This window comes from Proteus sp. NMG38-2, from assembly GCF_020640995.1.
Lineage (GTDB): Bacteria > Pseudomonadota > Gammaproteobacteria > Enterobacterales > Enterobacteriaceae > Proteus.
In genome coordinates this window covers 2334560-2355071 of the sequence record NZ_CP085481.1, presented here as the reverse complement: position 1 = coordinate 2355071, position 20512 = coordinate 2334560, and the positions used below count along the sequence as shown (strand labels likewise).

15 protein-coding genes are annotated in these 20512 nt (G+C 37.5%); 11 read left to right on the top strand and 4 right to left on the bottom strand.

Annotated features, from left to right (window positions below; translation table 11 throughout):
* Positions 1 to 441 precede the first annotated feature (441 nt).
* The 9 genes from nirB (at position 442) to oppF (ending at position 12855) form a co-directional block, all read left to right on the top strand.
* Positions 442 to 2988 carry a nitrite reductase large subunit NirB gene (nirB, locus tag LG402_RS11220; RefSeq protein ID WP_227335399.1) on the top strand — a complete coding sequence of 849 codons (2547 nt, stop codon included), beginning with the start codon at positions 442 to 444 and terminating at the stop codon, positions 2986 to 2988.
* The gene (nirD, locus tag LG402_RS11215; protein ID WP_227335397.1) at positions 2985 to 3329 is read left to right on the top strand and encodes a nitrite reductase small subunit NirD; all 345 of its coding nucleotides are present in this window, start codon (positions 2985 to 2987) and stop codon (positions 3327 to 3329) included. The genes nirB and nirD overlap by 4 nt, the downstream gene beginning before the upstream one ends.
* 14 nt (positions 3330 to 3343) lie before the next feature.
* Positions 3344 to 4726 (top strand): siroheme synthase CysG, encoded by a 1383-nt coding sequence (cysG, locus tag LG402_RS11210; protein ID WP_227335396.1) that lies wholly within the window; start codon positions 3344 to 3346, stop codon positions 4724 to 4726.
* 654 nt (positions 4727 to 5380) lie between these two features.
* On the top strand, positions 5381 to 7018 hold the full coding sequence (locus tag LG402_RS11205; protein WP_227335394.1) for an ABC transporter substrate-binding protein: 1638 nt from the start codon (positions 5381 to 5383) through the stop codon (positions 7016 to 7018).
* A 272-nt stretch (positions 7019 to 7290) separates the two neighbouring features.
* Positions 7291 to 8928, top strand: coding sequence for an oligopeptide ABC transporter substrate-binding protein OppA (gene oppA, locus LG402_RS11200; RefSeq protein WP_227335393.1), 1638 nt, complete (start codon positions 7291 to 7293; stop codon positions 8926 to 8928).
* A 78-nt stretch (positions 8929 to 9006) separates the two neighbouring features.
* Positions 9007 to 9927, top strand: a complete 921-nt coding sequence (oppB, locus tag LG402_RS11195; protein WP_023581988.1) for an oligopeptide ABC transporter permease OppB — start codon at positions 9007 to 9009, stop codon at positions 9925 to 9927.
* Positions 9928 to 9945: 18 nt separating this feature from the next.
* Positions 9946 to 10854, top strand: coding sequence for an oligopeptide ABC transporter permease OppC (gene oppC / locus LG402_RS11190; protein WP_166540494.1), 909 nt, complete (start codon positions 9946 to 9948; stop codon positions 10852 to 10854).
* Between the two features lie 10 nt (positions 10855 to 10864).
* Complete coding sequence (locus LG402_RS11185; RefSeq protein ID WP_166540493.1) at positions 10865 to 11851, top strand: ABC transporter ATP-binding protein; 987 nt, start codon at positions 10865 to 10867, stop codon at positions 11849 to 11851.
* Positions 11848 to 12855: a murein tripeptide/oligopeptide ABC transporter ATP binding protein OppF gene (gene oppF, locus LG402_RS11180; RefSeq protein WP_036936438.1), complete on the top strand. Its 1008-nt coding sequence runs from the start codon at positions 11848 to 11850 to the stop codon at positions 12853 to 12855. Before LG402_RS11185 ends, oppF begins: the two co-directional genes overlap by 4 nt.
* A 94-nt stretch (positions 12856 to 12949) precedes the next feature.
* Here oppF and LG402_RS11175 read toward each other — a convergent pair whose 3' ends face one another.
* Together LG402_RS11175 and LG402_RS11170 are read right to left on the bottom strand one after the other, a co-directional pair.
* The gene (locus LG402_RS11175; RefSeq protein WP_227335391.1) at positions 12950 to 15157 is read right to left on the bottom strand and encodes a hypothetical protein; all 2208 of its coding nucleotides are present in this window, start codon (positions 15155 to 15157) and stop codon (positions 12950 to 12952) included.
* Complete coding sequence (locus tag LG402_RS11170; protein WP_227335389.1) at positions 15157 to 15909, bottom strand: hypothetical protein; 753 nt, start codon at positions 15907 to 15909, stop codon at positions 15157 to 15159. Before LG402_RS11170 ends, LG402_RS11175 begins: the two co-directional genes overlap by 1 nt.
* 605 nt (positions 15910 to 16514) lie before the next feature.
* Here LG402_RS11170 and LG402_RS11165 point away from each other — a divergent pair.
* A complete protein-coding gene (locus tag LG402_RS11165; protein WP_166540029.1) occupies positions 16515 to 17414 on the top strand; it encodes an endonuclease/exonuclease/phosphatase family protein in 900 nt (299 codons plus the stop codon).
* Between the two features lie 72 nt (positions 17415 to 17486).
* Here the strand turns inward: LG402_RS11165 and LG402_RS11160 are convergent, their stop codons facing one another.
* Together LG402_RS11160 and LG402_RS11155 are read right to left on the bottom strand one after the other, a co-directional pair.
* Entirely contained in the window at positions 17487 to 18644 is a 1158-nt protein-coding gene (locus tag LG402_RS11160) for a pyridoxal phosphate-dependent aminotransferase (protein ID WP_166540028.1), read from the bottom strand.
* A gap of 159 nt (positions 18645 to 18803) precedes the next feature.
* Positions 18804 to 19679, bottom strand: a complete 876-nt coding sequence (locus LG402_RS11155; RefSeq protein WP_166540027.1) for a LysR family transcriptional regulator — start codon at positions 19677 to 19679, stop codon at positions 18804 to 18806.
* 202 nt (positions 19680 to 19881) lie between these two features.
* On the opposite strand from LG402_RS11155, the gene LG402_RS11150 reads away from it, so the two are divergent.
* Positions 19882 to 20496, top strand: a complete 615-nt coding sequence (locus LG402_RS11150; RefSeq protein WP_166540026.1) for a LysE family translocator — start codon at positions 19882 to 19884, stop codon at positions 20494 to 20496.
* The last annotated feature ends 16 nt before the right edge of the window (positions 20497 to 20512 follow it).

The window sequence follows — 20512 nt, the reverse complement described above, 5'->3', positions numbered from 1 at the left end:
TGAGTAAAACGTCTTTTAATCGAACCTGTAAGGCAGCTTTCAACACTTGTTTTTATCTTAAGTGGACATTGTTAATGGCAATCAATGTCCATACTCGTTGAGTCGTTTGCTTTACTCGGTTTTCTTGCTGTAAAAATAAGCAAAAAAGGTTAACACGCTCTAATTATTATTACTTTGTGAAATTAACTTAGGCAAAACGTGACCGATGCGCAAAGTTTTAATTACGCTTACATATAACGCTTGGTTATAAGCAACCAAGATTAATTATGGTAGAAGAATAATTAACCGCAAGAAGATGAGAATTAAATACTCCTTTAGTAGTAACTCGTTGACTATTAAGTTGTAGTAGCTGAATTGATTAAGCTATGTTTGATATTCATCAATATTCCTTATGAGTGGTTTCGTATTTTAGCCTTAGAAATCTTTAAATCTGAGGCAAAAATGAGCAAGAAAACACTCGCAATCATCGGTAATGGTATGGTGGGACACCGTTATATCGAAAAGCTGATTGATAAAGGTGGCAATGAAGAATTTGATATTGTCGTCTTTTGTGAAGAACCTCGCGTTGCATATGATAGAGTCCATCTCTCCTCTTATTTTTCTCATCACACTGCTGAAGAGCTCTCTTTAGTTAAACAAGGATATTATGAGAAACACCAAATAGAAGTATTAATTGGTGAACGAGTAATAACCATCAATCGTGAAGAAAAAGTGGTACACACCAATACAGGGCGTTGTGTTAGTTACGATAAGTTAGTGATGGCAACTGGCTCTTATCCGTGGGTTCCTCCAATTAAGGGAAATAACTCACCGGATTGCTTTGTCTATCGAACTATTGAAGATTTAAATGCTATCGGATCTTGCGCACGCATTAGTCGTAAAGGCGCAGTAATTGGTGGAGGACTTTTAGGTTTAGAAGCCGCTGGTGCGCTAAAAAGTTTAGGTATCGAAACTCATGTTATTGAATTTGCACCAACCTTAATGGCGGAACAACTTGATACATTAGGTGGGGAGCAACTTAAGCGAAAAATAGAGCGTATGGGGGTAAAAGTGCATACCTCTAAAAACACACAAGAAATATTATCGACAGGCGAAAGTGCACGAAAAACACTGCAATTTGCAGATGGTACTTCTCTTGAAGTTGATTTTATTGTGTTTTCCACAGGTATTCGTCCGAAAGATAAACTGGCTCGTCAATGTGATTTAGACATTGCCCCAAGAGGAGGCATTGTTATTAATGATTACTGCCAAACAACAGATCCTGATATTTATGCCATTGGTGAATGTGCATCTTGGCAAAATAAAACCTTCGGTTTAGTAGCGCCGGGCTACAAAATGGCACAAGTTGCCGTTGATAATTTATTAGGTCATCACTCTGTCTTTCAAGGAGCCGATTTAAGTGCAAAATTAAAACTTCTCGGTGTCGATGTTGGCGGTATTGGTGATGCTCATGGGCAACAAGCAGGGTGTCGTAGCTATATTTATTTGGACGAAGGCAAAGAAATTTATAAACGCCTGATCGTGAGTGAAGATAATAAATACTTATTAGGGGCGGTATTAGTGGGAGATACTGAAGATTATGGCAATCTTCTACAGTTGTCACTCAATACTATTGAATTACCAGAACACCCAGATAGCTTAATTTTACCAGCACATGCAGGAAGTAAGCCTGCAATCGGAGTTGATTCCTTACCTGAAACAGCGCAAATCTGCTCTTGTTTTGACGTTACAAAAGGCGACATTATTCAAGCAATTGAACGAGGTTGTCATACAGTTGCTGCCATTAAAGCGGAAACTAAAGCAGGTACAGGGTGTGGTGGTTGTATTCCTCTTGTGACTCAAGTCTTAAATGCAGAATTAGCCAAACAAGGTATTGAAGTTAATCACCATCTTTGTGAACATTTCCACTATTCTCGCCAAGAGCTTTATCATCTTATTCGTGTAGAAGGACTAAAAAGTTTTGATGAGCTGCTGAAAAAACATGGCCAAGGCTATGGTTGTGAAGTGTGTAAACCTACAGTGGGTTCATTGCTTGCCTCATGTTGGAATGAGTATATCTTGCGTGATGATTTAGTTTCTTTGCAAGATACTAACGATAACTTTCTCGCGAATATGCAAAAAGATGGGACTTATTCCATTATTCCTCGCTCTCCTGGTGGTGAAATTACCCCCGCTGGTATTATCGCTATTGGGCAAATCGCTCAAAAATACAATTTGTATACCAAAATTACTGGCTCGCAACGAATGGCAATGTTCGGTGCGCACAAACAGGATTTACCTGCCATTTGGGAAAAATTAATTGCAGCCGGTTTTGAGACAGGCCATGCCTACGCGAAAGCATTGCGTATGGTAAAAACGTGTGTAGGTAGCAGTTGGTGTCGTTTTGGTGTTGGCGACAGTGTTGGTTTGGGGGTTGCGTTAGAGCATCGTTATAAAGGTATTAGAACACCTCATAAGATGAAATTTGGTGTCTCAGGCTGTACCCGTGAATGTTCTGAAGCACAAGGCAAAGATGTCGGTATTATCGCCACCGACAAAGGCTGGAACCTCTATTTCGGTGGAAATGGTGGCATGAAACCACGCCACGGAGATCTCTTTGCATCGGATCTTGATGAAGAAACCTTAGTACATTATATCGACCGCTTTATGATGTTTTATATTCGCACGGCAGATAAGTTACAACGAACGTCAGTATGGCTAGATAATTTAGAAGGGGGTATTGAATATTTACGTGATGTCATTATTCACGACAAGTTAGGCTTAAACACACAGTTAGAAAAAGAGCTGAAAGCCTTACAAGAACGAGTTGCTTGTGAATGGAAAGAAACGGTTGATTCTCCAAAAGCATTAAAACGTTTTGCCCACTTTATTAATAATTCAATGCCTGATCCGACAGTGCAAACAGTAAAAGAACGATTTCAACATCGTCCAGCACGTTTACATGAACGTATTGATATCAAATTGGTCACTGAGGAGGCGCAATCATGAGCCAATGGATAGCGGTTTGCCAAATAGATGATATTACACCGGGGACGGGTGTTTGTGCGCTGGTGGAGCAAGATCACGTTGCCATATTTCGCCCTTATTCTGATGCGCGTTTATATGCGTTAAGTAATATCGATCCCTTTGCACATTCTAGTGTTCTATCTCGAGGAATAATTGCTGAACATGAAAACGAGTTGTATATCGTTAGTCCACTAAAAAAACAGCATTTTCGTTTAACGGATGGTTTTTGCCTTGAAGATAAGAATTTCTCGATCACTCATTTTGATGTCAAGGTTGAAGGTAACACCGTTAGCGTACGCAGCCGTAATAGATCATCTCAATAAATAGGGGAATGAATATGGATTACTTTCCAATATTCTGTCAGCTTAAAGATAAACCTTGTTTATTAGTGGGAGGCGGTGAGATTGCTGAACGTAAAGCCAGATTGCTTATGGAGGCAGGCGCTGATCTTTCTGTCATCGCTCCTTCGTTTACAAGTCAGTTTATGCAATGGCACACCGAGCAAAAACTAAACTGTGTCACAGGGCTATTTACGGCTGATCATCTGTCTGGTAAATGGCTTATTATTGCAGCGACAAATAGCGAGCAAGTGAATCAACAGGTTTTCCAAATAGCAACAGAAAAACAGATATTTTGTAATGTGGTTGATTCACCAGAGCAAGCCAGCTTTATTATGCCATCTGTCATAGATCGCTCTCCTATTATGGTGGCGATTTCATCGGGCGGAAAAGCACCTGTACTCGCTCGTATTTTGCGAGAAAAAATTGAGCAACTTCTCCCTAATTATTTAGGTGCGTTAGCACAACTTGCCGGAAAATTACGTGAGCAAATAAAACAGCGTTTTTCATCGATGAATGCCAGACGTTATTTTTGGGAGCAATTTTTTGCAGATAAATCATTACAAGCCGAAATAGAAGCGCAAAGAGACGACGGTATCCAGCAATGTATTAGCGCACTGTTATCTGAAAATCAGCAACCTCAAGGCAGTGTTGTTTTAGTCGGCGCAGGGCCGGGTGATGCTGGGCTAATGACGATTAAAGGTTTACAGCAGTGTCAGCAAGCTGATGTCGTAGTTTACGATAGATTAGTGTCTGATGAGATTATGGCTCTTGTTCGTAGAGATGCACAACGTATTTATGTTGGTAAGCAAGCAGGTTTTCACTGTGTTCCTCAAGATGAGATCAATCAAATTTTAATCAAAGAAGCTACTGCAGGAAAACGAGTAGTGAGATTAAAAGGAGGTGATCCCTTTATTTTTGGTCGAGGCAGTGAAGAGTTAGAAGCTTTAATTGAACACCGTATTCCATTCTCAGTGATCCCCGGTATTACGGCAGCATCAGGCTGTACAACTTATGCAGGTATTCCTTTAACGCATCGAGATTATGCGCAAAGCGTCCGTTTTATTACAGGACATGGTAAAGGGTTAAATGAAGCTCAGTGGCAATGTATTGCGCAAAAGAATCAAACATTGGTTTTTTACATGGGATTGAGTAAAGCTCATTACATTCAGCAAATGCTACTCAGTCAAAACATGTGTGCGACGATGCCTGTTGCTATTATCGAAAAAGGAACATTAACAGCACAAAAAGTGATTGTTGGGCAATTACATCAACTAGCACAGATGGCAGAAACAATGGAAAGTCCAGCGCTGATTATTGTGGGAGAAGTCGTCAAATTGAATGAGAAGCTACAATGGTTTCAATCAAAATCGGCTAACTAGCTGAAAAAATTTGAAGGTGTCGTTATAAAATAAAAAACCTCTTTAATATTACATATGTATATTAAAGAGGTTTTTTTCATCTAATACATAGAAACGGAAATGAAAATATTTTTTATTTTTATTTCAATTAAACATTTAGATTAAATTTTAAAAATAAACAATAAAAGTGAATATTTAATAATCTATAAATATTTTTAAATTAGAATTATTATTCAGTCTAAAGATGAATTTATTGTTATTTATAATTAATTTCAAAAAGAAATTCTTTACAAACGAAGCATCATAAAGTTCTGCGAGTCGGTTAAAACCCATCCTAATTATATTAATTTTGTGAGCTAAGTAGGTTTTCTATCTATAAAACTTGCATGATGTTAATTTAATGTTTATTTGTTGTTTTGCCTCTCTCGATATGTATTTTTTATTTTCTCAAGATAGAACGCTAGAGGGCTCAATAAAGTTAAGTGATAAGAATACCGCATTAATTGACAAAATTTACGATAAGTGTAAAAAAGAAGGGTGTTGTTATCATTTTTTATCTCGTTAATATCAGCAAATATCTAAGAGCCACAAATATTACAATCAAAATTTAACAACGATACCTAACGTTAATTGAGCGACCCCGCTATAAATTATTGTTTATTAGGAGAGGTACCCATGAAAAATAAAGTTACGTTAAAAACAGTGTTTCCACTCAGTATTATGTCACTTGTCTTAACCTCCTTTTTTTCTCATGCCGTCACTCTTCCTGAAGGTACTATTCTGGCAAAGCAACAAAATATTGTAATTAATAACGGAACTGAAGTTTCATCTCTTGATCCGCATAAAGTAGAAGGCGCACCAGAAACTAATATTATTTTAAATTTATTAGAAGGGCTGACTTATGTTGGACCGAATGGTGAAAGTATGCCGGGCGTTGCACAACGCTGGGAAACAGATGATAACAAGGTGTGGACATTCTATTTGCGAGAAGATGCAAAATGGAGTGATGGTTCTCCAGTTACTGCTGAAGATTTTGTTTATAGCTGGCGTCGAGTCGTAGATCCTAAAACCGGTTCACCTTATGCCAGTTATCTCGAATATGCTTATGTTGAAAATATTACAGATATTCTTAGTGGCAAAAAATCCCCTGAAACATTAGGTGTGAAAGCGATAGATCCTCACACTTTGCAAGTCAATTTAACCAAACCAATTCCTTATTTAATCGATATGGTCAGTCACACACCGTTGAAACCCGTTAAAAAAGAGATTGTTGAAAAATATGGCGTGAATTGGACTCGCCCAGAAAACTTTGTTGGCAATGGTGCTTATGTTATTGAAAATTGGGTTGTGAATGAAAAAGTGACTTTAAAGCGTAATCCACTTTATTGGGATAATAAAAATACCATTATAGAGCAAGCCACATTTTTGCCAATTAGCTCAGAAACTAGCGATATTAACCGTTATCGTAGTGGTGAAATTGATATTACTAACAGCGCTATTCCTCCAGTTCTTTATAAAAAAATGAAGCAAGAACAGCCTGATAATTTACACGTTACACCTTATCTATGTACCTTTTATTATGAACTCAATAATAAAAAAGCCCCTTTTGATGACGCCCGCGTTCGGGAAGCTGTGAAATTAACACTTGATAGGCAAGTAATTGCCGAAAAAATAATGGGGCAAGGGCAAATCCCTGCTTATTCTTTTACACCCTCTTTTATTGGTAATGGTAATTTTAAGCCACCTAAATGGGCATATTGGACACAACAACAACGTAATGAAAGGGCGCGAGAGTTATTAAAAGAAGCCGGATTTGATAGTAAAAATCCGCTGACTTTTACATTGCTTTACAACACATCAGATCAAAATAAACAGCAAGCTATTGCAGCCGCATCAATGTGGAAGAAAAGTATTGGCGCTAATGTCACGTTACAAAATCAAGAATGGAAAACGGCGCTAGAAAATCGTAATCAGGGCAATTACCAAGTTGCGAGAGCAACATGGTGTGCAGATTACAATGAACCAACTTCATTTTTAAACTCATTTCTTTCTAAAAGTAGCCTAAATACGGTCTTTTATGAAAATAAAGCCTATGACGACACATTAAATAATGCACTACTTGCACTCGATAATGGTGCTCGTCATCAACTCTATCAACGTGCTGAAGCCTTGCTAGATAAGGATTCAGCGATAGTACCTGTTTATTATCGCGTCAGTGTTAGATTAGTCAGTCCAAAAGTAGGTGGATTTACAGGTAAAGACCCCTTTGATTATACGGACTTAAAGCGCTATTTTATAAAGGTAGATAACTAAAACTGGTAAATTATCGGTATTCTATAGTTATGTACGATTTAAATGATTAAAAGTGACATTAACGGTAGTAAAAAATAAAAAAGCTACACAAAAAAAGATAACGGCATAAAAAAATTATAATGTTATCAGGCAATTAAGCACTGATAGCAATTAAGTAAGTTTGATTTATTTTTTGTAAAAACAATAAGTTGTGTAAACCGTTCTAAAACACAACTGAACATCACAGAATGGTTGTCTAACAACCAACTCACTAACTGGGAGTATTTTATAAGATGAGTAATTTAACTAAAAAGAGTGCGTTGGCGATTGCAATAAGCGCAATCTTTGGATTGTCAGCGCTAACAGCTAACGCTGCGGTTGTTCCAGATGGGGTGAAATTAGCTGAAAAACAAGTGCTTGTACGTAATAATGGTTCTGAACCACAATCGCTTGATCCTCATAAAATCGAAGGTGTGCCCGAATCTGCATTAGCTCGTGATCTTTTCGAAGGTGTGACAATAGTTGGCCCAGATGGCGAAATTTTACCAGGTTCAGCAACTAGCTGGGAAAATAAAGATTTCACCGTTTGGACATTCAAAATTCGTGAAGGCGCTAAATGGTCAAATGGTGAGCCTGTTACAGCACAAGATTTCGTTTATAGCTGGCAACGTTTAGCTGATCCTAATACTGCATCTCCTTATGAAAGCTATCTACAATATGCACATATCGTGAATATCGACGATATTATTGCGGGTAAGAAAAAAGCCACAGAATTAGGTGTTAAGGCATTAGATAACAATACATTAGAAATTACTTTATCTGAAGCAGTGCCTTATTTACCAAAATTATTAGCTCACTCCTCCATGTCGCCAGTTAACCAAAAAGTGATTGAAAAATTTGGCGAAAAATGGACACAACCAGCTAACTTCGTCGGCAACGGCGCTTATAATTTGAAAGACTGGACAGTCAACGAACGTATTGTTTTAGAGCGTAGCCCAACATATTGGGATAACAAAAGTACCGTTATTGATAAAGTTACGTTCCTACCTATCTCATCAGAAGTCACCGACGTAAACCGCTATCGTGCGGGTGAAATCGACATGACATATAGCAATTTACCGATCGAACTTTTCCAAAAACTGAAAAAAGAGATCCCAGATGAATTGCGCATAAGTCCATATTTATGTACTTATTATTATGAAATTAATAATGAGAAAGCACCGTTTAACGATCCGCGTGTTCGTGAAGCACTTAAGCTTTCAATGGATAGAGATATCATCACTTATAAAGTAAAAAACCAAGGTGATATCCCAGCTTATGGCTTTACCCCTCCATTTACTGATGGTATTAAAGAGAATAAACCAGAGTGGTTTGCGACTTGGACTCAAGAACAACGTAATGAAAAAGCACGTCAATTGTTAGAAGAGGCGGGCTATAACAAAGCCAATCCACTGAAATTTAAACTGCTGTACAACACTTCTGATCTTCACAAAAAAGTAGCCATTGCTGCCTCTTCAATTTGGAAGAAAAACTTAGGTGCAGATGTATCTCTTGAAAACCAAGAATGGAAGACGTTCTTAGATACTCGTCACCAAGGAACTTATGATGTTGCTCGTGCCGGTTGGTGTGCAGATTATAATGAACCTTCTTCATTCCTGAACATGATGCTGTCTTACAGCAGTAACAACACTGTTCACTATAAAAACACAGAATTTGACGCATTGATCAAAGAGTCTTTACGTGTGAAATCTGATGATGAACGTGCCGCTATTTATCAAAAAGCTGAAGGTGTATTAGATAAAGATTCGGCTATCGTTCCACTTTACTACTATGTAAACACCCGCTTAGTGAAACCTTATGTTGGGGGTTATTCAGGTAAAGATCCATTAGATAATTTACATACTAAAGACTTGTATATTATTGCTAAGTAATCGGGCGAGGCCTTGTCTTTTTAAGGCAAGGTCTTTTTATCGTCACGCCTGAATAGGTTTGTGTTATAGGAACGGGCAATGCTCAAATTTATTTTTCGTCGCTTTCTGGAAGCGATACCGACTCTATTTATTCTAATAACGATTTCGTTCTTTATGATGCGCTTAGCGCCGGGTAGCCCTTTTACGGGTGAAAGAAAACTCCCGCCTGAGGTAATGGCAAATATTGAAGCGAAATACCATTTAAACGATCCCATTTATAAGCAATATTTCGATTATTTAATTCAGTTATCGAAAGGGGATTTAGGGCCTTCTTTTAAATATAAAGACTACAGTGTAAACACCTTAGTCGGTAAAGCATTCCCTGTTTCAGCTAAATTAGGGCTGTCGGCATTTATTTTTGCCGTAATTTTAGGTGTGGGGGCAGGCGTGATAGCGGCACTGAATCAGAACACCAAATGGGATTATACCGTCATGACTTTTGCCATGACGGGGGTTGTAATACCGAGTTTTGTTGTCGCACCACTGTTAGTGCTCATTTTCGCTATTACCTTAAGGTGGTTACCAGCTGGAGGTTGGAATGGTGGCGCGGTGCAATATATGTTGTTGCCAATGATTGCATTATCACTTTCTTACATTGCTAGCATCTCGCGTATTACCCGTAGTTCAATGATTGAAGTATTACACTCAAACTTTATCAGAACGGCAAAAGCGAAAGGTTTGCCGATGAAAAGAATTGTACTGCGTCATGCTTTAAAACCTGCGTTGCTACCTGTTATCTCTTATATGGGGCCTGCATTCGTCGGTATTATTACGGGCTCAATGGTGATTGAAACCATCTTTGGATTGCCGGGTATCGGACAACTTTTCGTTAATGGCGCTTTAAACCGAGATTACTCACTAGTATTAAGTTTGACCATTATCGTAGGTGCATTAACGATTTTCTTTAATGCAATTGTCGATATTTTATATGCTGTTATTGATCCGAAAATTCGTTATTAATAGACACTGGAGCGCGTTATGTTATCACTGAAGGAAAACAGCGAAGCTCTGGGGAATTTCTCGGAGCAGCTAGATATTGAAGGTCGTAGTTTATGGCAAGATGCTCGTCGTCGTTTTATGCACAATAAAGCTGCGATCACGAGTCTTGTGTTACTTTTCTTTATTTTATTATTTGTTATTTTTGCCCCAATGTTATCGCCATTTGTTTATGACGATACAGATTGGGAAATGATGTCGATGGCACCTGATTTTGCCTCTTCTCACTATTTTGGCACTGACTCATCAGGCCGCGACTTATTAGTACGGGTTGCGATTGGTGGTCGTATCTCATTAATGGTTGGTATTGCGGCAGCCTTTGTTGCGGTCATTGTTGGCACACTTTATGGCGCAATGGCGGGTTATATTGGTGGGCGTGTTGATTCAATTATGATGCGCTTACTCGAAATATTAAACTCATTCCCATTTATGTTCTTTGTTATCTTACTGGTGACATTTTTTGGTCAAAATATCCTACTGATTTTTGTTGCGATTGGGATGGTATCTTGGCTCGATATGGCGCGTATTGTAAGAGGACAAACCTTAAGTCTAAAACGCAAAGAATTTATTGAAGCGGCATTAGTCTGTGGTGTGTCATCACGCAATATTGTGTTAAGACATATTGTGCCTAACGTATTAGGCGTGGTGGTGGTTTATGCCTCTCTATTAGTGCCTAGTATGATTTTATTTGAATCCTTCTTAAGCTTCTTAGGTTTAGGAACACAAGAACCATTAAGTAGTTGGGGCGCACTATTAAGTGATGGTGCAAACTCAATGGAAGTTTCTCCTTGGTTGATACTTTTCCCGGCTGCATTTTTAGTTATCACACTGTTTTGTTTTAACTTTATCGGTGATGGCTTACGTGATGCATTAGACCCGAAAGATCGTTAAGGAGAACAAAATGATAAATACAACAAACAAGTCGTTATTAAGTGTTAAAGATCTCAGCGTCACTTTTGGTACCGCAGATGGTGATGTCACTGCCGTTAATAAGCTGAATTTTGAATTATCAGCAGGTGAAACCTTAGGAATTGTTGGTGAATCGGGTTCAGGTAAATCGCAAACAGCATTCGCATTGATGGGATTATTAGCGAAAAATGGCCGTACAGCAGGTAGTGCCAATTTTAATGGTCGTGAGATCTTAAATCTTCGCCAAAGTGAATTAAATAAAATGCGCGCTGAAGAAATATCCATGATATTTCAAGATCCAATGACCTCATTAAATCCCTATATGAAAGTGGGCGCGCAGCTGATTGAAGTATTAATGCTACATAAAGGCATGAGTAAAAATGATGCTTATGCGGAATCTGTGCGTATGTTAGATGCCGTAAAAATGCCTGAAGCGCATAAACGAATGAGTATGTACCCTCATGAATTTTCAGGCGGGATGCGTCAACGTGTCATGATTGCAATGGCATTGCTGTGTAAGCCTAAACTGTTAATTGCAGATGAACCAACAACAGCACTTGATGTGACGGTTCAAGCACAAATCATGACACTGTTAAATGAGCTTAAAAATGATTTAAACACTGCAATTATTATGATCACCCATGACTTAGGGGTTGTTGCAGGGATTTGCGATAAAGTATTGGTAATGTATGCAGGGCGTACTATGGAGTACGGGAAAGCGCGTGATATCTTCTATCAACCCTCACACCCTTATTCTATTGGGTTGCTACAAGCCGTTCCGCGTTTAGACGGTGAAGATGAGCGACTAGCGACCATTCCGGGTAATCCTCCTAACTTATTGCGTTTACCAAAAGGTTGCCCATTCCAACCACGCTGTCAGTATGCAACAGAGCAATGTTTGTCGAATGAGCCTGAATTAGCGCAATTTGCACAAGGGCGATTACGAGCCTGTTTTAAAGCGGTGGAGGAATTGGTATGACGCAGGCCACATTACAAGATAGAAAAGTTATTCTTGAAGTGAATGACTTAAAGGTTTATTTCGATGTTCAAGATAATAAGCAGTGGTTTTGGAAAGCGAAAAAAAGTCTAAAAGCTGTCGACGGTGTCACACTGCGCCTATATGAAGGTGAAACCCTTGGTGTTGTTGGTGAATCTGGTTGTGGTAAATCGACGTTTGCGCGTGCCATTATTGGTTTAGTCAAAGCCTCTGGTGGAACTGTCTCATGGTTAGGTAATGATTTACTGGGAATGGGGAATAAGCAATGGCGAGATATTCGCCAAGACATTCAGATGATTTTCCAAGATCCGCTGGCTTCCTTAAACCCAAGAATGACGATTGGCGATATCATTGCTGAACCATTAAAAACTTATCACCCTAAAATGAAACAGGCACAGGTGGTTGAAAAAGTGAAAGCAATGATGATGCGGGTTGGATTATTGCCAAACTTAATTAACCGTTATCCTCATGAATTCTCAGGTGGGCAATGTCAGCGTATTGGTATTGCGCGTGCGTTAATTTTAGAACCAAAATTAGTGATTTGTGATGAACCTGTTTCAGCATTAGACGTATCAATTCAGGCTCAAGTAGTGAACTTGCTGAAAGATATTCAAAAAGAGATGGGATTATCTTTGATCTTTATTGCGCATGATCTGGCAGTGGTAAAACATATTTCCGATCGTGTGTTGGTGATGTATTTAGGACACGCGGTGGAATTAGGGACTTATGATGAAGTTTATCATCATCCATTACACCCTTATACCAAAGCGCTGATGTCAGCAGTGCCTATTCCTGATCCCGATAAAGAGCGTAACAAGCATATTGATTTATTAGAGGGGGAATTACCTTCTCCGATTAATCCACCATCAGGCTGTATATTCCGTACACGTTGTCCGATGGCTGATGAAGAATGTGCAAAAACACGTCCTTTATTAGAAGGGAGCTTCCGCCACGCAGTCTCTTGCTTAAAAGTGGATCCGCTTTAATGTAATCAATAAGTATTGATAAGAGAAGAAGTCCGTTTGAATAAATTCAAGCGGACTTCTTATTTTTAAGATTTAGAATATTGAGCATTTATTGTTATTTTTTCTTTAACGGGTTTTCGATGATATCTGGCATTTTTGGTAAATCTAATTCACCTTTTTCCATATAGATATCTAAGCCACTTAGCCAATCCGCATATTTTCTTAACTCATCCATCTTTTCTGGGCTTCTGCCTATTTCACAATAACCTATAGGTAAATCATAAGTGACTACGCGACGAAGAAACAGTGAATTTCTTGGTAATGTACCATGGTCGGTAGGGCGTTGATTATATTCACGAATACGAGTTCTCATCTCTTCTACGGTTTCATATTTCTTGGTGGCATTTCTATCTTGTGGGTCTAGCAATACATTACCTTGGAGTACTTTTCTCTCTTCTGGGGTGAGTTCAACCCAAATACGATGTTGATAAGAATAGAGATCTTTATAGAAGTAATATTCGGCATCTTTGGGCTCATAGCTCCTATTTTTTGGGTTATATATTAATTGTCCATAACCTTGACCTAAAGGTATCTTTTTTTTCTGTTTATCAGCATCTATATTAATTTCAGGGATTGGTTTTTCCTCTTTTTTTTCTATTACGGCAAAATCTTCATCAAAGGTTGCCAGTTCGGCGGGTGTAATAGGATGAGGTACTTCAGGGGCATTAATATTTAATGAGATATTAGCAGAAGGAGCTGGCCAAGCTAAGCCATCTAACGTTTTAGTATTGCTGTCCCAAAAAATATTCCCGTCACTAAATTGGCCATATTCATTGGTAAATATTGTGTGTGGATTAGGCTTTCCACCACAGGGTGTATTACGCGCTAACATTCTGATATAAGGCGGTTGTTCTAGATTGAACAGAGGATGATGCGTGGTTTGTCCTTTTTGAGTGATATTAGGAAGTGGACACCAACCAATACTTTGTAAAGGTGATGAACCCATTACACGGTCATGTGGGTTACAATAAATATAAAATTGCCCATGATTATCTCTTTCCTTAATCATTTCACCTCTAGCTAATTTTTCCTTATTGTTTTCCCTATTTTTTTCAATATTTCTTTTATCACTCACATCCAGTTTTTCTCCTTTATAGATGACGACATCAGGGGTCCAGCTTTTTTCATCGTCACTGAGTCCCACCACTAATCCTGAATAACTACAGGGGGATGATTTTAATCTATTTTTGTTTTTTGCAATCTTATCAATGATCGCTTCTAGTGTGGCTTCACGCTGGGCTTGGTCAATATTTTCATTGTAAACATAAGAGTAGCTATTTAAGAATTTATCTTCGGTAGCATAGGGAGAGTTTAGAACAAAGAGGCTATCAGGCGCATCAAGTGCCGCAGCCGCCAACGCTATCATGGTACCTTGGCTGTGTGAAATAACTGTCACAGTATCATAAGGATTGTTATCACGTATTTTTTTGACTAAATTAGCTAAGCGTTTTACGGCATGGGCATAATAGCGGCGAGGGGGGGATTTTGTTAATAGTCGGTCTGATTCAGGGTTAAAGGCCTGTACATTATAAGGAATAGGCATTGGGATCACCGTCCATAACATCGCGAGATTGCTAAAGCCATACTCACTCCATAAACTGACTAAATTATTACAGCCATTTTGAAACGGTCCACCGCCCCAGAAAAAAGGGCCTTTATGTTTAATTTTTTCATTAATAAAGAGGCATTTTTTACGGTAAGGCAGGGAATGGTATTCTTGTACAATATTGTATTTTTTTATATCTTCGGGTGTCCAATATTTTTCATCTTTATGACTGTATTCAGGATTAAGTATTTCATTAACTAAGCGGTGATAGCTTTCTCCTGCTTTATTTTTTAGTGGAATACAGTATTGACCTAAATCATCATCCGTTGCACGGTATCCCCAGTAAAAACGGATCACAGGGGAATTACCTAACTTTTTTAATGTTCGAATAGGCTCTTTATAAATATAGTGACTATTATCATAATTTTTTTCATCTAAGATAAATTTGGGTTGATAGTATATATTTTCTTTTAACTCATAAGCAGTATTAGTTAAATTTAGTCGTTCATTTAAACCTTTACAGATATCGACTTCAGCATCGTTATACCATTCTCCCTCTGAGTTCACCCCATGAACAAAAATAATAATCCCAGGTAAATGAGGTTTCACATGAATTTCTCCACCAATATTGGCAGCATGAGTGATAGAACGCCATTCTTGACTGCCATCAAGGCACTCTTTAGGTTTTAGCCAACGAGTTGAATTACTGTTACTCATCATTTTTCCGCCTGTGAAATAGGGTAAATAGAGGGGGCGCTGCAATCAAAACGGGTTTGTCCTGAAGAGGTTTTTAAATTATTTGAAGGTATTTCTTCGTCACCTACATCATTATGGACATAATTAGAATCAGTAGGATCAAAATAAAATTTTCGCCACCACGGTTTGGCTAATTCATCATTAATTTCTCGACGGCTAACTGAAGTCTTCCCTAAATAAAACCCCTCATTGGTGACGATAATATCAAAACTAGCCGATCTGAAACCAGGATAATCTGTATTGCTACCAAATCCGCCATTTGTGGGTCTAAAGGTTTTGCCACCATCAAGGGTGACAAGGATCGCGTTAACACAACCCCATTTAGTGCCTGCGCATTGATCTGTTCTTCGACTCAGTACCGCAGGGAAAATTAAAGCATCATCGCGTTCAGTTGCCCAAATAAGGCGTCCTTGGTATAAACAAGCTGATCCGTATAATATTTCTTGATGGATATTGTTTTTTGTATTGTTGTAATAAGTGATCCCTTCTCGCCTTTCATTATATTTCTCTAAGGTAAAAAAACGATGGTCATCAATACGATAAATCACGGTGGGAGGGCCATAACTTTTAATTTCTTCGTCAATTAAACGCTGTTGTTCGGCTCTATCTTGTTCCGCTTTAATCGCGGCTTTTTCTTTTAAGGATAGACAGCCAGTTAATAACGAGGCACTTAAAATAAACAGTAAGGGAAATTTCAGTTGATGTAATAACATGGGTTATCCTTTTCGTGATGCTGATTCAATAATATTGCTGTCCTTGGTGGTTATAACCATGTTTCAGAAAAGGATAAAAAAGATCTTATTTATTCATTTTTAAAGATAATAAAATTTATTTGTTGTCTTTAAACTGAAAGTTATATTTTTATTCGATAATTTTAGTTATAGCAAGCAAGGTGCTAATTATCAATGTGTTGATTTTATTCTTAAGAAGAAATTCACAAAAAATAAATTTTCACTCCAGTAATAATACGTAATCCAAATTAATGTCATTAGTCTTTAATATATTGAATTAAAATATTAGAGATAGTAAATGTCATTGTTTTCATTTTAAATAATAAATTAAAAATAATATTAAGTATTTATGACGTGATGGAATACTATTTGAAAATTAAAAGTAAATAAAATTGGTACTATTTTATAGTGATATTATTATCTGACTAAACCTACCCTTTAGCTCTAAGGGCTTTTAATGCCACAATATCAGGTTGATTTTTTGCATCTCGAAATAACTTTGTGGATTGTATCACTGCGTCATATTTTCAGTGTGATAGTTTATTGTTGACCATCCATTAGCATTCTGTTTATTTTTCGGGGAAATCATGAAAAAAAGTGCAATATCTATCCTAGTCAGCACTGGTGTATTACTGTCATCAATGGCAGTAGCGAATACCACAGGATCAGAAATCCTTGCTGTACAATCAGGCGGTACACCCAATAAGGTGTATCAAAATAATAAACCGACATTGAAAGTAGCTACCTATAATATCGGTAAAAATGAAGTTTCAGCGGATGTCACCAATTTTGACAAGCTTAACCAAGCAATCAAAAATATCGATGCAGAAGTCATTGTTGTCACTGAAGTTGATAATAAAACGGCACGTAGTAAAAATATTAACCAGCTTGAAGAGTTAGCAAAAGCCAATAATATGCAGTTTGCTTTTGGCAAAGCGCTCGATTTTGATGGTGGGCAATATGGTGTTGGTATTTTATCAAAATACAAAATTGATAAATCACAGGTCGTTAATCTGCCTTCAGGTAATGCAGAACAACGTATTGTTTTATTATCACAGATTACTAAACCAGGGTTTGATTCACCGATTATTATTATGGGAACACACCTTGATTGGCAAAAAGATCCCACTATTCGTATCGGTCAAGTAAGACATATATTAGATGCTGCAATTGGCGATACAGAGACAAGCTTTGATAATATTTCAACATCAATAAAAATATTGGCAGGTGATTTTAACTCTACTGCCAATGAGCAACCAATCCAAGAAATTAACTATTTTTGGAACCCTGTTGAAAAACCAAATAGTGATAAACGTACATGGCCAGCAATTAATCCAGCCATCGATATCGACCATATCTTTACCTTTAAAGGTCAGGTTTGGGATATCAAAAATATGACCATCCCACAAGATTCAGCAACATTTAAATGGTCAGATGCAAGTGATCATCTTCCTGTTATTGCAGAACTAGAGTTACAAGAACAGTAATAAATAAAAACGCCCTCGATATTATTTTCAAGGGCGTTATTCATCAACCAATAAAATAAGCATTAAATCAGATTAAATCCAACCTTTAGCTCTAAAGGCTTTTAATGTAATGACGAAATAGCTCATTTCTTCTGGTGTGCCTAAAGTTAAACGACTCCAACCAAAAGCAGGTGGAAATTCACGGCCGACCATAATATTCGCCTCTTTCATTCTATTTTGATAGGTTTTTACATCGCCTTTAACTTTATGGAATATAAAGTTTGCATGAGAAGGTGCGTATTCAATATTCAACTCTTTTAAGGCATCCACGACCATCTGACGTGAAACATCAATCGATTTACGGCTATATTCCACATAAGCTTTATCTTTCAGTGAGGCTAATGCGGCAACTGCACCTGCAGTATTAGTATTATCAATAGAAACAAAGGCATCAATTTGTGAGATTACTTCTGGGACGGCAACGCCATAACCTACACGTAATCCGGCTAAGGCATAAATTTTTGAGAAAGTACGGGCGACAATCAGATTTTTATATCCTGCAACAACTAACGAAATTGCACTGATAAATTCAGGTGTTGAAACAAACTCAGCGTAAGCTTCATCAATAATAAAAAAGACATTCTCTTTTGCTGATTTTACCCAGTTCGATAATTCTGAGGTAGGCGTTAGCATTGCTGTAGGGTTGTTTGGATTACATAAGTAAACCATGCTAATACCATCAAACTCCTGTGCTTTTTTTTGCATAGTAGCTAAATCAAAAGCCAGAGTACTATCAACAGGAATTTTAACGATTTTTACCCCTAAAGGTTCTGCATAAAGCTCGGCATAGTTAAATGTTGGATCAGGAACAATAAGTTGAACCGCTTTACCTTCTTTTTGAGCTTTGTTGGCTACAAATTGAACGGCTGCTTGAATTGTCTCAGATGAGCCATTACCCAAAGTGATATGTTTATCTGAAAGTTTAAATTCTTTCCCTAATTCGCTAATTAATGCGCTACGTGCATCATCTGGATATCTAAATGCATTAGGTAAGGCATCAATAATTGCTTTTTGAGCGTTAGGCGACATGCCTAATGAGTTTTCATTAAAGTTAAGTAATAGCGGATTTTCTGCGTTAAAAACCAATTTGTTTTTCAATGATTCATTGGCATAAGCAGAGCTAACAAAAGAACTTAATGAAAGACCCCCAATCACTAAGCTTGATGATGTTAAGAATGAACGACGATTCATGTGATGTTTCCCAGGTAAATTATTCTATGTTTTATTAGTTCTCATAGATTACTAAAAAAAAGATAGAAGTAAATAAATATGATAAAAAAATAATTATTTATTCATCTTGTTCTTATGGGAGCAAACAGATAGTCGAGTATTTTTGAGATAAAAATAGGATTATCCCCGTGATCTTTCAGTCTCTATTGCACATTTTTCCGCTTCAGCAATGAGCCAGTTTTTAAACTTATCCTGCTTTGAGTCGTGCATGATTTCGCTTGGAGAGAGCAAGTAGTAGCTTGAGTTATCTTTAACAAAGCCATGTGTGGCGATAAGTTGTTGATCTTTTAATTCATCTTGTACCATAAGAAAAGAGGCAATGGTCGTACCTAACCCAGCAAGGGTAGCCTGAATAGCAAGATAAAAATGCTCATACTGACTAGTATGGGTATAAGTAGATTGTATACCTGAATATTGATACCAATCTTGCCAAGCTTGGGGGCGAGAGAGCGTTGTTAATTGCTTATTTGAATGATGGATATTATTAGACTTTACAACAGCACCTATTTTTTCATCACAAATCTTGGTTGCATAAATATTCTTGCTCCAAAAAAAATCATTTCGTCTAAACGCTAAATCGACACCTTCTTTATTAAAATCAATTGCACCACCAGCGGCAACTAAGTGCAACGTGATTTCAGGGTGTAACGCATAAAAATGAGAAAGGCGCGGAATTAGCCATTTCATGGCAATAGTAGGTTCGCATGAAACCACTAACACGGGGTTATTTAAAGGAGAGCGCAAATGGGTGACGGTTTCTTCAAGTTGTTCAAATATTGCTGACGTTGTTTTATATAAATACTGACCAGCTTCATTTAAATAAACTGCACGATTACGGCGTTCAAATAAAGCAATGCCTAATTCATCTTCTAATAGCCGTATTTGTCGGCTTACTGCACTGTGTGTAACATGAAGTTGCTCCGCAGCACTGACAAAACTGCCTGTTTTTGCCGCGCTATTAAAAAAACGTAAGGATGTTAAAGAAGGCATTTTCATAAAAATAAGCCATAAAGTGAGTAATAAAATAGACGATTAAAAATTACAGATATACTGCAAGATAAATCGCTTTTTATTTTTAGTCAAATTAGCAAAATAGAGAGGTTAGGTGGATTAAATAAGTTTTTTATTCAAATAAAATCTTATTTTATGTCACTTTTTATTACATGTAATCAACTCAAATGTGAAAGTAAGGAAAGAAATGAGTGAGCTAATTGCTGTCGCGATGATCACAATATTGGCGGTTATTAGCCCGGGCCCTGATTTTGCTATGGTGACAAAAAATAGTTATTCCTATGGTGTGAGAGTTGGGCTGATTACAGCAATCGGTATTGCGATTGGTGTTCAGATCCATGTCTTTTATACTGTATTTGGTGTTTCTTTTATTATTACAGAGTCGCCGACACTTTTTTTTATAATGAAATTATTAGGGGTGGGGTATTTAATTTATTTAGGCTCTAAGTCATTAACGAATAAAACACAATTGACGGTTGAGAATGCGGTAAATTCGGCCCCTAGTGCGTTTCAGGCATTACGTGTTGGTTTTTTAACGAATGCACTAAACCCTAAAACGATGTTATTTGTTATTGCGCTGTATACACAAGTGGCTAATTTGAGTAATCCACTCTGGATAAATCTTTCTTATGGTATGTTTATCTCTGTTGCTCATTGGGTTTGGTTTAGTTGTGTTGCGTTATTTTTCTCTACGCCTTTATTACGCACAAAAATACTTTCACATCAAAAAATGGCAGATAAAATTATTGGTGTGTTATTAATTCTTTTAGGTATAGGGCTATTGTTTATTTCAGTGAAGTAGAAAATTAATCAAATGA

Bases quoted from the DNA above. Each gene is read 5' to 3' on its own strand.
- nirB (WP_227335399.1), top strand. From the start codon at position 442: ATGAGCAAGAAAACACTCGCAATCATCGGTAATGGTATGGTGGGACAC.
- nirD (WP_227335397.1), top strand. From the start codon at position 2,985: ATGAGCCAATGGATAGCGGTTTGCCAAATAGATGATATTACACCGGGG.
- cysG (WP_227335396.1), top strand. From the start codon at position 3,344: ATGGATTACTTTCCAATATTCTGTCAGCTTAAAGATAAACCTTGTTTA.
- LG402_RS11205 (WP_227335394.1), top strand. From the start codon at position 5,381: ATGAAAAATAAAGTTACGTTAAAAACAGTGTTTCCACTCAGTATTATG.
- oppA (WP_227335393.1), top strand. From the start codon at position 7,291: ATGAGTAATTTAACTAAAAAGAGTGCGTTGGCGATTGCAATAAGCGCA.
- oppB (WP_023581988.1), top strand. From the start codon at position 9,007: ATGCTCAAATTTATTTTTCGTCGCTTTCTGGAAGCGATACCGACTCTA.
- oppC (WP_166540494.1), top strand. From the start codon at position 9,946: ATGTTATCACTGAAGGAAAACAGCGAAGCTCTGGGGAATTTCTCGGAG.
- LG402_RS11185 (WP_166540493.1), top strand. From the start codon at position 10,865: ATGATAAATACAACAAACAAGTCGTTATTAAGTGTTAAAGATCTCAGC.
- oppF (WP_036936438.1), top strand. From the start codon at position 11,848: ATGACGCAGGCCACATTACAAGATAGAAAAGTTATTCTTGAAGTGAAT.
- LG402_RS11175 (WP_227335391.1), bottom strand. From the start codon at position 15,157: ATGAGTAACAGTAATTCAACTCGTTGGCTAAAACCTAAAGAGTGCCTT.
- LG402_RS11170 (WP_227335389.1), bottom strand. From the start codon at position 15,909: ATGTTATTACATCAACTGAAATTTCCCTTACTGTTTATTTTAAGTGCC.
- LG402_RS11165 (WP_166540029.1), top strand. From the start codon at position 16,515: ATGAAAAAAAGTGCAATATCTATCCTAGTCAGCACTGGTGTATTACTG.
- LG402_RS11160 (WP_166540028.1), bottom strand. From the start codon at position 18,644: ATGAATCGTCGTTCATTCTTAACATCATCAAGCTTAGTGATTGGGGGT.
- LG402_RS11155 (WP_166540027.1), bottom strand. From the start codon at position 19,679: ATGAAAATGCCTTCTTTAACATCCTTACGTTTTTTTAATAGCGCGGCA.
- LG402_RS11150 (WP_166540026.1), top strand. From the start codon at position 19,882: ATGAGTGAGCTAATTGCTGTCGCGATGATCACAATATTGGCGGTTATT.